Source organism: Streptomyces sp. NPDC058145 (genome assembly GCF_042884245.1).
In the GTDB taxonomy this organism is placed as follows: domain Bacteria; phylum Actinomycetota; class Actinomycetes; order Streptomycetales; family Streptomycetaceae; genus Streptomyces.
The window spans coordinates 16,580-28,092 of sequence record NZ_JBHVUH010000025.1 but is presented as its reverse complement, the minus strand read 5'-3'; the positions used below and the strand labels follow the sequence as shown (position 1 = coordinate 28,092).

10 protein-coding genes and 2 pseudogenes are annotated in these 11,513 nt (G+C 67.6%); 5 read left to right on the top strand and 7 right to left on the bottom strand.

Annotation, left to right across the window (positions count from 1 at the left end):
* Window positions 1-571: 571 nt before the first annotated feature.
* The 4 genes from ACFVVO_RS36160 to ACFVVO_RS36145 form a co-directional block, all read right to left on the bottom strand.
* A complete protein-coding gene (locus tag ACFVVO_RS36160; protein WP_390060841.1) occupies window positions 572-985 on the bottom strand; it encodes a peptidase in 414 nt (137 codons plus the stop codon).
* Window positions 897-1,328: an ATP-binding protein gene (locus ACFVVO_RS36155; protein ID WP_390060839.1), complete on the bottom strand. Its 432-nt coding sequence runs from the start codon at window positions 1,326-1,328 to the stop codon at window positions 897-899. The genes ACFVVO_RS36160 and ACFVVO_RS36155 overlap by 89 nt, the downstream gene beginning before the upstream one ends.
* 7 nt (window positions 1,329-1,335) lie before the next feature.
* Entirely contained in the window at window positions 1,336-1,470 is a 135-nt protein-coding gene (locus tag ACFVVO_RS36150) for a hypothetical protein (RefSeq protein ID WP_390060838.1), read from the bottom strand.
* A gap of 379 nt (window positions 1,471-1,849) precedes the next feature.
* The gene (locus ACFVVO_RS36145) at window positions 1,850-3,109 is read right to left on the bottom strand and encodes a SpoIIE family protein phosphatase (protein ID WP_390060836.1); all 1,260 of its coding nucleotides are present in this window, start codon (window positions 3,107-3,109) and stop codon (window positions 1,850-1,852) included.
* Between the two features lie 450 nt (window positions 3,110-3,559).
* Here ACFVVO_RS36145 and ACFVVO_RS36140 point away from each other — a divergent pair.
* The 3 genes and pseudogenes from ACFVVO_RS36140 to ACFVVO_RS36130 all read left to right on the top strand — a co-directional run.
* Window positions 3,560-3,728 (top strand): annotated as a pseudogene (locus tag ACFVVO_RS36140) (carbonic anhydrase); the annotation flags it as partial.
* Window positions 3,729-4,689: 961 nt separating this feature from the next.
* A complete protein-coding gene (locus ACFVVO_RS36135) occupies window positions 4,690-5,223 on the top strand; it encodes a hypothetical protein (RefSeq protein WP_390060834.1) in 534 nt (177 codons plus the stop codon).
* Between the two features lie 263 nt (window positions 5,224-5,486).
* Window positions 5,487-5,960, top strand: a complete 474-nt coding sequence (locus tag ACFVVO_RS36130; RefSeq protein ID WP_390060832.1) for a hypothetical protein — start codon at window positions 5,487-5,489, stop codon at window positions 5,958-5,960.
* A gap of 532 nt (window positions 5,961-6,492) precedes the next feature.
* Here ACFVVO_RS36130 and ACFVVO_RS36125 read toward each other — a convergent pair.
* Together ACFVVO_RS36125 and ACFVVO_RS36120 are read right to left on the bottom strand one after the other, a co-directional pair.
* Window positions 6,493-7,092: a hypothetical protein gene (locus ACFVVO_RS36125; protein WP_390060831.1), complete on the bottom strand. Its 600-nt coding sequence runs from the start codon at window positions 7,090-7,092 to the stop codon at window positions 6,493-6,495.
* A gap of 254 nt (window positions 7,093-7,346) precedes the next feature.
* Window positions 7,347-7,793 (bottom strand): annotated as a pseudogene (locus ACFVVO_RS36120) (transposase); the annotation flags it as partial.
* 368 nt (window positions 7,794-8,161) lie between these two features.
* Here ACFVVO_RS36120 and ACFVVO_RS36115 point away from each other — a divergent pair.
* Entirely contained in the window at window positions 8,162-8,686 is a 525-nt protein-coding gene (locus ACFVVO_RS36115; protein ID WP_390060829.1) for a DUF3566 domain-containing protein, read from the top strand.
* Window positions 8,687-9,245: 559 nt separating this feature from the next.
* On the opposite strand, the gene ACFVVO_RS36110 is transcribed toward ACFVVO_RS36115, so the two are convergent.
* Window positions 9,246-10,244, bottom strand: a complete 999-nt coding sequence (locus tag ACFVVO_RS36110) for an ArsR/SmtB family transcription factor (RefSeq protein WP_390060828.1) — start codon at window positions 10,242-10,244, stop codon at window positions 9,246-9,248.
* A 139-nt stretch (window positions 10,245-10,383) separates the two neighbouring features.
* On the opposite strand from ACFVVO_RS36110, the gene ACFVVO_RS36105 reads away from it, so the two are divergent.
* Window positions 10,384-11,322 carry a hypothetical protein gene (locus ACFVVO_RS36105; RefSeq protein WP_390060826.1) on the top strand — a complete coding sequence of 313 codons (939 nt, stop codon included), beginning with the start codon at window positions 10,384-10,386 and terminating at the stop codon, window positions 11,320-11,322.
* The last annotated feature ends 191 nt before the right edge of the window (window positions 11,323-11,513 follow it).

Sequence of the window (11,513 nt, the reverse complement as noted above, 5' to 3'; positions counted from 1 at the left end):
CGGTCGTCGTCACCACGGTCGGGCGACAACACGGTCCGTGCCGGCGCGACGGCCGTGTTGGCTCCGGCACCGGACGGTTCAGCGGGGAGCGTCGCGTCCGGCGGGAGGGACGGCGGGCCGGGTGTGTTGATGGCGGAGATCTGAGCGGTGCCGCCGGGGTTCGCGTTGGAGGTGACCGTGTTTCTGACCGTGGACAGCGCGAGGCCGAATCAGGTGAGGACGACGGCCGTGGCGACGGCGGTCAGGGCCGACCGGTTCGGTACCGCCGCATGCCACCCGGTCTCATCCCGCACCGGGCTCCGCCGACGCCTGCCGGCGGCGACCTCCGACTCGTCGGCCGTGGATTCGGTGGGGCCAGTGGAGGTGTCGTCGGAGGACCAAGCGAGGGAGGCGGATGGCGAGGGGTAGTCGAAGGCGTCCTCCTCGAAGCGGTCGCCGTAGCCTCCCGGGGCAGAATCGGGGGCGAAGGCCGCACGTTCGCGTGCACCTGGGCGTCGGACGATGACGGCGTGGCGTTCATGTGATCGCTCGGCGCCTGTTTCCTCCCACCCGGTCGGTCGGCCCGCGCGTCTCAGCCGTCGTTCTCCGTCTCCTCGGTGCCTTCCTGCTTGGTGCCGGTGACCTTGAAGGACTTGTCCAGATACACCTCGACCGAGGTGCCGTCCTCCTTCTTCACCTCCACCGCGTACATTCCGGGCTTCTCCGCGTCCTCCTCCGACTTCACCACCGTGCCGGGGTACGCGGCGATGGCAGCCGCCTCGGCCTTCTGCTTGATGTCGCCGGTCAGCGGCGGTTCCTTCTTGTCGTCGGTGTCACCGGCGGCCTCGCCCGCCGCATCGACGCCGCCCGTGCCCTGGGCGGCCTGTTGAGTGTCCGACTTCGAACTGCCGGAGCTGTCATCGGAGCCACCGCCGCAGGCGGCGAGGGCGATCATCAACACGGCAGCGGGAGCGGCAAGGAGGGCACGTCGGGGCAAGGCGCGCATGAACTGTCTCCAGATTTCGGGGATGCGGTGCTCCGAGGCCGGACCACCGGGGGACGACAACGACCCTAGGAAGACGCTGTCGAGAGCCAGCCCAGCAAACGGAGAGCGGAAGCCCAGGAGATGTCCAAGACTTCGCCGTCGACGCCAGAAGGACCATGCCGACGCCGCCCTCGTCGCGACTGCGGGCGTCGTCGAGGCGCCGTTCGACGATACGCTCACGGCCAGTCACAGCCGCGCCGTGACCATCGTCGGCCACGGTGAGGATCACGGCGTTCGGTTCTGCCTCCACGGTCACAGTGATCGTGGAGGCAGGTGTGCCGTCCGGTCCCTTCGAAACACGCATGGTGTCGTCAGCTGCTCAGAGACGCTTCGGCGGCGGCGACGGTGCCGAAGACCCGCAGGATCTGGTCGGCTCCGGTCATCTCCAGGAGCCGGCGCAGCGGGCCCGGGACGAAGGCCAGGACCACTGTTGCCCTCTGTGCCACGCCATGGGCCTCCAGGAGGATGTTCAAGCCCTGCCGAGTCGCAGACCGACACATCGGTTAAGCAGGACGGCCCGCTCCGCGCGAGTGGTCGCCTGATTCAGCCGCTCACGCTGCTCCGGCTGCGCGACGTGGCCCCCTGCACCTTCACCACCAGGCAGGGGCCTGAGACGGTCGTCTCGACCGAGGAGAGTGCCGAGCGTATCCGGCAAGGCCCATCCGGTACCGCTGGGGTAGCGACGCACTCGCTCACGCCGGCGACCACAGCGTGGACGAGGCTGAAATAGACCCTGCGACCGTCCTGCCGGACCTGCTGCGCTACGACCGCACCGTCGCCGCCTACCGCAACGGCCGCACATCACCAACGAGGACATCGGCCCGATCAGAACGGCTGGGTCGCTTGGTCCAGGCGGACGATGACCATGGCGATGTCGTCGATGGCGCCGCTGGTGAGGTCGAGGCGGGCGAGGAGTGCGTCGGCGAGGTGTTCAGCGCCGAACTCGGTGCAGGTGGCGAGTATGTCGGTCAGGCGGGTCAGGCCGGCGTCGATGTCCTCATCGCGGCGTTCGATCAGACCGTCGGTGTAGAGGATGAGGGTGTCGCCGGGAGTGAAGGTCATGGTTGCCTGGGGGCGGGGAACGTGTTCGGGGCGGGCGCCCAGCGGTGGGTCGGTGGCCCGGTCGAGCAGGTCGCAGGTGCCGTCCGGGTGCAGCAGAACGGGCGGGGGGTGGCCGGCGCTGCTGTAGATGAGCAGATGGCTGTGGCAGTCGATGAGGACTTGAACAGCGGTGGCAGCCAGTGCTCCCTCGATCGAGCGTGCGTACAGCCCCAGGACTTCCAGTGCTTGGGCGGGGCCGTGGACGGTACGGGTGGCGGCGCTCAGCGCGCTGCGGAGCCTGCCCATGACGGTGGCGGCCATGAGCCCGTGGCCGACCACATCGCCGACAGCGACGGTGAAGCGGCCTGCGGGCAGGTCGACCGTGTCGTACCAGTCGCCGCACACGTTCAGCGATCCGGTCGCGGGCAGATAACGCACCGCGACGTCCGGGTGCCGGGCCAGGTCCGGAGTGTGGAGCATGGTTTCTTGCAGGGCGACGGCGATGCGCCGTTCACGGGCGTGCGCTTGTCGCAGTTCCTCGTTCAGCCGCTGCAGCTGCCGTGCCCGGGCATACAGCTCGGCTTCCATGGCCGCTTCCCGGCCGGGGCGGATAGATGGCACGTGCGCGGTGCGGCGGGCGCGGACAACGTCGGTCATGTCCTCGGACCGGTGGATGATCCAGGCGACCTTTCCGTCTCGGTCGAGGACGGGCACGTTGATCGCGGTCCACCACCGCTCCTTGAACACCTCGGGGTTGCCGGCGATCGCGACGTCGTACTTCTGCAACGCCATGTGATCCGTCTGGCCGGAGGACAGGACACGGTGCAGTGAGTCCTTCAGCATCGCCACCCCGCCGGCCTCCGGGTCGGCGGGGTTGTCCGGGAAGGTGTCGAAGAGGTACTGCCCGACCAGCTCGCCACGGCTCCGCCCGGTCACCTCGCAGAAGAGCGGGTTGGCATCGGCGATCACCAGGTCCGTGCCCAGCACCAGGCACGGGCTCGGAAGGGCGGCGAACACCCCTAGGTAGTCGATCTCCGGTGTCACACGCTTTCCCTGCCAGTCGCTCGCTCTTCAATCTACGAAAGATCCAGCTGACCCGCCCGTCGAAACTCGCTCATGGGCAAGGGGTGGCAGCCGCGTACGAGGCGTACGCCGTGATCGGGACCCGCCTAATCGCGGTGTCCCGACGCGGCCCGTCTGGTTTGGCGCCGCGTGGCCGCACTGGCCGGCCGGCAGGCCCCCCCTGTGGCGTACGCCCTGCCCCGCGGCGGTGTCGTTGGGCGGTTGCGACGGCGTCGTGGGAAGAGGGTTACGCATGGCCAACCGGTTCGGGCGGTCCGTGGTGGGCCGGAGGGCTGCGCATGCACGGCGCACCCAGGGGGCGGGATCGAGGGGGACATCGCACGGCGTCTGGCGTGCCGATCCCGGAGGTGCGGAGTCCACCGAGCGTCGACCCGGCCGCGGGTGTCCACCGGGTCGGCGTAGCCTGCGGCCATGACAGCGATCCAGGCCACACCCCCCGGTGAAGCCTTCGAGCTGCTGCTGGCCGGTAGCCAGCGGTTCGTCGCGAGTGCGCTGGAGCACCCGCACCAGGACGTCACCCGTCGCACCGAGGTCGCTCCGTCCCAGAGTCCGTTCGCGGTGCTGTTTCGGGTGCTCCGAGTAGCGCCTGGCCGCCGAGCTCGTGATGGCGAACTGCCAGGAGCCGGATTCTCAGCACTCGCTTGCCAGCTGCTCCATGGGCCCGGATTCAACCACTGGTAAGACATTCACATGACGGGCCTGTCCCTCACGCCGTAGATCGCGGCGTTGCAGATGTGGCTGCAACCTGAGAGCCCGTTCAGGAGGTCGGTCGCCACCGCTGCGGCGACCCCCACCCGCTCAGCGCGCAGCATCGCCGAGGCGGACGAGCAGAGCCAGGGGGCAGCAACCCGACCACCCCGAGCACCAGGGCCAGCCCGATGCCTGCCAAGCAGGGCCCTGCCATCCGACCGCCCGCCGGTCCATGTCACATGGTGAGTAGAGCCCCAGTCCCAGCCCCGATGCCACGCCGTGTCGGCAATACCCGTCCGGATTGTGTGCGGCTTGTGACGGATGGAGAAGCCTGGCTGTGGCCGATGAGTGGTCGCTGGAAACACATGTGGCGGGTGCTCATGCGACGCCCCCGCCGTCGTGGTGGACTTTCGGTGGCTCAGGTCAGAACTGCACACATGCGAGCGGCGCGGCCGCGTCGGCTCCCTGAGCACGGCAAGGCGGACGCCCTGGAGAAGCCCCGCAGGCCAGGTATCACCGGGGTGCTCCGCGATCTCTTTCTGGGCTGTGTGGCCAGCCGGCGTGCCTTGGCGCGGCTGGCCTCCTCCTAACACGACTCACCTCACCGCGTCCGCAGCGACGCGCCGCGACACGAGAGTGAGTAGGCGTCAGGAGATCACTCGAAAGGTCTAATAGTACGTCAATCTGCTTTATTTGCTTAAAATATGATGCTTCGTCAGTTCCTGATGTATGGCCATAAATACCCTGATCGGAGCTATATCCCTGAACTACTGATGTGCCCGTCATGTCAACTGTAGGTACGTTCGTTCACAAGCCGGCTGACGGGCCGGCATCAGACAGGAGATAGCAAGATGAAGCTTCGCTCGACCGCGGTCACCGCTGCTGTTTCGGCTGTCGCAGCTATGGCCGCGACCGGCCTCACCTACGCCTCGGCCGCCTCCGCTTCGGCGCCCCAGGAGGCCCCGGCCGTTGTTGCCGCCGCATCCGGCGGTAGCAACGGGCAGAACGGCAACAGCAAGGGCAACGAAGGCAACAACAGCAAGGGCAACGAGGGCAAGGGCAACGAGAGGAACGACGACAACGAGGGTCGGGGTGACGAGGAGGGCCGCATCCAGATCAACGAGCGGTCGTACTCCACCCACCCCGGCGACTGCATCACCGTGGTCAGCGGCCTGGGCGCGAAGAGCCTGAACATTCGCAACGAAAGCCGCAAGGCCGTCGAGGTCTTCCGCGGGGCCGTCTGCGACAACGGCGCTCCCGTCGCCACCGTCGGGCCCCACAGCTCCAGCTACGGCGTACGCCCGGGATGCGTCGAGGGCATCGACATCGACGATGGTGTTGTGGCCAGCTTCCGGGTGATCAAGCGCCACCACGACGAGTACTAGTCCGCGGCCGACCGCTTACTGTGGAGCCCCGGCCCGCCGGAATCGGGCCGGGGTCCCAGTTTGACCCATTGTCCGACGGTCGCGCCCCGCGCACACCCCTGCCGGTGCCGGATGCCGGGCGCGCGGCATCCGGTGTCCGCGCGGCCATTCCACTTCACCGGCCGCCCCACCTGCGGGTTTCCGCCCGCCAGGGCGTGTTTCCAGGCCGCCGCCCCGGCTGTCTTCCTGGCGCTTTCCCGGCCCGCGAACGGGTGAGGAGTGACATGAGCATCCTCCTGGTGGAAGACGTGAGCGACAGCACCTACGTCCTGGACCGCCTCGCCATCACGTTGACCCCGGCTCTGCCCTGGCTGGGACACCAGGCCTGCTGGGAGATGAACGGCCACCTCAAAGAGCCCGTCGACCTGACCCGGGTCGCCTGCAACGTGATCATGAAATTCGGGCCGGTGAAGATGCTCGAGAGAAACTACAGACTGCCCGACCTGCTTGAGAGCCTGGGCGCGAGGCTCGCGGGTGACCTCAGGCCGGCTGCCGGACCGTGGCAGCAGACGTGGAACCTCCAGCTCCCCGAAGCGGTGCCGGTGGCCGAGCACCGTATCCTGCTGCGCGCTCGGACGGACAGCGGAAGGAATTTCCTGGCACTGGACATCGCCGTGAACTTCAGCCACAGATTCCGCCCATCCCCGGCGAGCGGCAGAGCAGGCTCACGCATGCTTCACGGCTCACACCGACGCTGACTTGGAACAAGCGGAGCGCGCATGTCAAACGCGGCCCTGTATGCAGCGCGAGCGACGGCAACGACGGCACATGATGGTCGCAGTGATCAATCTGATCGTCGCGCGGGCGATCACTACGCGCCTCCCGCAAGCGCGTCAAGCCGTCATCGTTGTCTGACACCCACAGCTGAAACCAATAGCAGTGAACACGACCGGACGAGTGAGGCCCCCAGCGGTCAGTAGACCGCCATGAGCCTGGAATCCGCCCGTGCACTAATCCACCCGAACGGCCTACATCCTCCCGTTTCGGGCATGCTCGGGCATGCGGCATTCCCCTATTTGGCCCACTCTGAAAGCGGACCGACAACCGCCGCGTCCTTCCCCTCTGGGAGGCGTCATGGCCGTGTTCGCCCTGCTTGTCCCGGTTCTACTCATGCTCATGATGTTTGCGCTGGACGCGTTCGAGGATCTCCTGTTCCCCCCGCCCCCCTCACCTCCAGACAAAACACCGGAGTGTGCCTACACGCCCAGCCGCGAGCCGACCATCGAATCCTCAGGCGGGGCGGTCATCCAGCCTGACTGCCCAAAGCGTTTCGTCGTAGCCGCCGGAAGCGTCCAGGCCGAACTCCGCCTCCCCCAACGCCTCAGCACCCGATTCGTCGTAGAGGACTACGGGCAAAGGCGGGTTGAGGAGAAGCTTCTGGCGGCGGATGTCGGCAAGGCTCCTGTCCTGGCAGAGGAGGATTCGACCGATGCCATCCCGCAGGGCGAAGTCGGCCCAGATGCGAGGTAGGGAGACGTCGGCGACGTACGAGATGATCGATCCGCTCTCGCCGTCCCTGTGAAGCCGCCCGCAGTTGCCACAGACGTACAGCGACGAGAACGACGCTTCCACGGCACGCTGCCGCTCCTGGGTGTCGAGATCGGCAGGAGCAGGCCAGGCGATCTGGTCGAAGAGCTCGTCGGGGACGAGCCGGAACTGCTGACCCGGGTTGTGGGCACCGCTGAAGAAGTTGCCGCACCCGCACTTGAAGCCACCCATGTTCCCCCTTCGAAGCGTTTCTACCAGGTCGACACCGGGTTCGGGACGGAAGCCTTCCCCTGGCCAGTTCGGCAGCAACAGCTCCATCAGCGCCCGCAGGTCATGGTCCACGATCACAGTCGGATGCCCACGGCCCGCCAGTGGACACAACCCCACGCACGTCACGGCCGAGCAGCCACGCTCGATAAGAACGGCGGGGCGTGAAGTTGATGGCGCCCTGTATCCAGGCAGTCGATCGCCTCTGCGCACAGCGTAGTTATGGCAGACCCGGGGCAGATGTCAGGTACGACTACCGGCTGATCTACGTCAGCGCATGCCGATGGCGGACAGCTGGGGGCCTTCCCCGTGATCGTGGACACCGGTTGTCATGCGGCGGTGGCCAGCGTAGTTGAGCGCCGTTCGTAGGTGATCGGGCTGATCTGGCCGAGGCGGGAGTGCCGTCGGCGGATGTTGTAGCGGGTCGCCCAGCGGAAGACCGCGGGGCGGGCCTCACTGGCCCCGTTCCACCGCTTGCGGCCCTGGAGCGTCTCGCGCTTCATGGTCGCGTTCAGACTCTCCGCGGCGGCGTTGTCCGCACTTGTGCCGACCGCGCCGCGCTATCTGGTCACGCCCAGCTCCGAGCAGGCCTGGGCGAACTCCTTCGCCACATGGTGCGCCCCGTTGTCGCTGTGAAATATCGCCCCGCGCAGGCCGTCGGCACCCCGGGCTCTCGCGGCGGCCTTGAGCGCGTCGGTTATCAGCTCGGTGCGCATGTGGTCGACGATCGACCAGCCCGCCAGGCGTTTCAAGCACAGGTCCAACACTGTTGCCAGTACGGGAACAGGCGGTCTTCGAGAGCGGGCAGCCCGAACATCATGAGAGGCAGCACCATCGGGACGAGTCGAGCTATCACGATCACGGAGCCTCCCTGCGAAGCCAGCGATCACGGCTGCTACCTGGCGGCAAGCTGGCCGCGTTCACCGTGCGACCGAACGGGTGATGGTTGTCGTAGTCGTACGGATGTACCACCGGGCGGCGGCGGACTGCGGCGGCTTGTTCACCGTCGGGTGTCGGCGGCCAGTGCCGGTACCCGACGCCTTCACCGGTCGGCGCACTCCCGTTCACTCAGCGTCATCGTCGGGGGTGCGCGGCCGCACACCTGCCCATAACGTCGCAGGTGTGGACCAGCCAGGGAGTGAACATGAGTCGAACCAAGCGCAACAGGACCCTCAGCGTGTCTCGTAAGCGCGCACCGAGAATCGCGTCCCGCATCGTGACGGCATCGACGGTGCCCGAGCCCGAGTCGCCGTGGCCGGCGCCGACCCGTGATCACACCCTCCCGCACGCTCCACCGCGCCGGTCCATCCGCATGCGAATATCGGAGAACAACCCCTGGTCGGTCACGGTGATGAGCTTCCTCTTTCTGGGGGGCCTGGGGGTGTGCGTCCTCGGCGCCGTGCTCGCCACGTCGGTGATTGTGGACATCGTGGCCCCGGGCGAGGGGCCGACGCTGTCGCAGACGCTCATCATCGCTTCAGTGGCCGTCGCACTGGAGGTCCTCCTAGGCACCGGCGTGGCCTGCCTGTGCGGCTTCATGTACAACTACACCGCGCGACACACTGGCGGCGTCGAAGTGGCCCTGACCGACGATCTCAACGATCCGACACAGGCAGGAAGCCAAGGAGAAGAGGCGCAAGATCCGCAAGAGGCGCTAACTCCCGACTGACGTCCGCAGGTGACAGCAACGGCACCGGACGCGGGCACCGGTGCACGACCTGGCACGTTCGACCCGGCCACCCGCCAACACCGTTAAGACGCGCTTGGATCGAAGTCCTGATGCGGTGCTCACCTTCCGCTCCGTTCAGGGTGGGGGAGCGAAGCCGGCGAAGAAGGAGCCTGAAGCCGTCGGGCTCTGGCCCTCGCGCAGGGCGCGCTTGATGACTTGGGCAACGTCGGATGGCAGTACCGCCGTACCCTCGCGTCCAATCCAGTTGGTCACGCCGAGGGGAGGGTTCGGCGCCGCCGGGTCCTCCTGCTGTGGCTGGGGCGAGGGCCGTAGGTCCTTGGGGGCGGGCGCGGAGCCGTTGAGACGGGTGTCGGTTCGTCGGGGTTGGGAGCCCGGCAGGTGGCCTGGGCGCTCGGTGGGGGAGTGGCCGGGGAATGGCGTTTTCGTCAGCTGAACGACTGCTGTAGGCAGCGCTGGCGGGAAGCCCGTCTTCTGGTGTGACGCGTGGACCGGCGTACCTGCGAACTGCACGGATGAGACGTCCTGTACCAAGGCCTGTTCAGGGACTGCCGGCGAGTAGTGCGTGGCCGAGTGGGCGGAGTGTGTGGAGTACTGCGGTGCCGATGCGTTCGGTGGTGATGAGGCCGGCGTTGCGCAGGATGCTGGCGTGTTGGCTTGCGCCGGCTGGGGAGATGCCGGTGCGTTCGGCGAGTGCGGTGGTGGTGGCGGGTGTGCGGAGGGCGGCGAGGACGGTGGCTCTGGTGCGGCCGAGGAGCGGTATGAGTGCGTCCTCGTCGGTTGGTGTGGCGTCGGGCTGGGGGTGCATGGGGTAGAGCAGGACGGTCGAGTCGTCCGGGCGGTAGCGCATGACTGGTGTGGTGGCGAAGTAGGAGGGGATCAACAGCAGTCCCCGTCCGCACAGTTGCACGTCGACATCCCAGGACGACGGCAGGTGGAGAGTCGGTGGCTGCCATCGCCACGACGGGCCGAGTGTGGTGAGTAGGGCGTCGACTCCGCCGCGCAGGAGCATTTCTGCGCGCAGGGCGCGGTCGGCGGTGGCGGCGGCGGTGACGCGGGGCCATAGGGGCGCGATCGACGTGGCGTGGTAGTGGTGCAGGTCTGCAGCGAGTGCGTGGCGTGCCTGCGGGCTGCCTTCCGCGAGCCGGCGGAGGCGGTCGCCCGCTGTCGGAAGGTGTGCGTGTGGAACGCTCACCCCTGTTGCGGGCACCGTTAGTGGCGACAGGTCCTCGTGGAGCTGCCGGTCGGGAGTCGAGTAGGCGGATTGCACCCCGTCGGCGAAAGAGGTGACGGAAGGCTGCAGCAGGAAGTCGGGGAGGTACGCCGTGTGGCGGACCAGGTCGAGGAGGATGCCCGCCCGGTCTGCGGAGACACCGCCCATCTCGCGTCGCCACCGGGCCAACTCGTTGCGTCGGCCGACCTGCTGTGACGTTGCCCCGAGGAGGAAGCGCACGCTGAGCGCTGTTTCGAACAGTGCCTCAGGACGCGGTGCGAGCGTGATGCGTCGCAGGTCGTCGGCCGAGAAGTGAAGTCGGATCACGGCACCGATTATCGGTTCGATTCAGCCTTTCAGCCACGGTTGAAAGGCCGGGCGTGTGTGTCCGAGTCAGGTCAGGCTGGGGGCAGTTGGTGCAGCAGGCCCTGCACGACATCGTTCGGGAGGTGGATGGATGCGCGTCATGACACGTCTGTTCTGTCTGGGGGCTTCGGTGCTGCTTGCGGCGGCCGGCCAGGCTGCTCCCGCGGGCGCTCGAGACCTTCCCGAGGTCTACGTCGTCTCGCGGGATCCTGGCATCCTGCCCGAGGGGCTCGCGGTGGAGCCGGACGGCACCATGTATGTGACGTCCGAAGGCACCGGCCGGCTGTTCAAGGGACGCATCGGTGACGCCGAGATGCGGCCTTTCGCCGCTGAGGGCATCGTCGATCGTCCGAGCGCGCTCGGGGTGCACACCGATGCCCGCCATCGCATCTTCTCGGTGGGCGGCTCGATCCTGACGGTCCACGATCGAAGGGGGCGGCTGGTTGCCCGCCGTACCGCCGAGGACGGTCCCCTCGGCGCCGCGAATCTCAACGATCTCGTCATCACCAAGGACGCCGTGTACGTCACCGACTGGGCCAATCCGGTGATCCATAAGGCTGATCTGCGCGCCGGTCGCCTGGGCCCACTACGGCCATGGATCGACATCCGCAGCGCTGCTCCGCAGTTTCCGGCGCAGTACTGGCTGCTCAACGGCATCACGGCTGACCGCACGGGCAGGACGCTGCTCGTGGCGTCCAACGGAACGGAGGCGGTGTGGCGGGTGAACACCGGCACGAAGGCCGTTGAAGAGGTGCAACTTGGTGGGAACTCGTTCGGGGCGGACGGCATGCTGCTGCGCGGCCGACATCTCTACGCGGTGCTCAACTACGGTGCACCGGCGGGGGTTTACGTCGCCGAGCTGAGTAGCGACCTTCGCAGCGGGAGGGTGGAGTATCAGATCACCGGTGACCGGTTCGACCTGCCGACCACCCTCGCTCGTCACGGCTGTCGCCTCTACGTAGTCAATAGTCAGCTCGACGAGCCACCGGGGCATCCGCCCTACACCATCTCGGCGATCTCCGATCCCACATGCCGGTAGCCGGCACCGCCTGGTGCGGAGGGGCCCGGCAGCTCGATTGAAGATGGATGCGCGAGTCGGGCGGCTTGAGGGAGCGAGAACGGCCATCCGGGACGAGCCGGCGGGTAGCGCATCAGGCGCATGGTGAAGCGGTGACGGGGGTGGGCGCGGGCGGTCTGCCGACTCGCGCTGACGAGCAGTACGGCGGGCGC

Bases quoted from the DNA above. Each gene is read 5' to 3' on its own strand.
- ACFVVO_RS36155 (WP_390060839.1), bottom strand. From the start codon at position 1,328: ATGCGTGTTTCGAAGGGACCGGACGGCACACCTGCCTCCACGATCACT.
- ACFVVO_RS36160 (WP_390060841.1), bottom strand. From the start codon at position 985: ATGCGCGCCTTGCCCCGACGTGCCCTCCTTGCCGCTCCCGCTGCCGTG.
- ACFVVO_RS36105 (WP_390060826.1), top strand. From the start codon at position 10,384: ATGACACGTCTGTTCTGTCTGGGGGCTTCGGTGCTGCTTGCGGCGGCC.
- ACFVVO_RS36135 (WP_390060834.1), top strand. From the start codon at position 4,690: ATGAAGCTTCGCTCGACCGCGGTCACCGCTGCTGTTTCGGCTGTCGCA.
- ACFVVO_RS36130 (WP_390060832.1), top strand. From the start codon at position 5,487: ATGAGCATCCTCCTGGTGGAAGACGTGAGCGACAGCACCTACGTCCTG.
- ACFVVO_RS36115 (WP_390060829.1), top strand. From the start codon at position 8,162: ATGAGTCGAACCAAGCGCAACAGGACCCTCAGCGTGTCTCGTAAGCGC.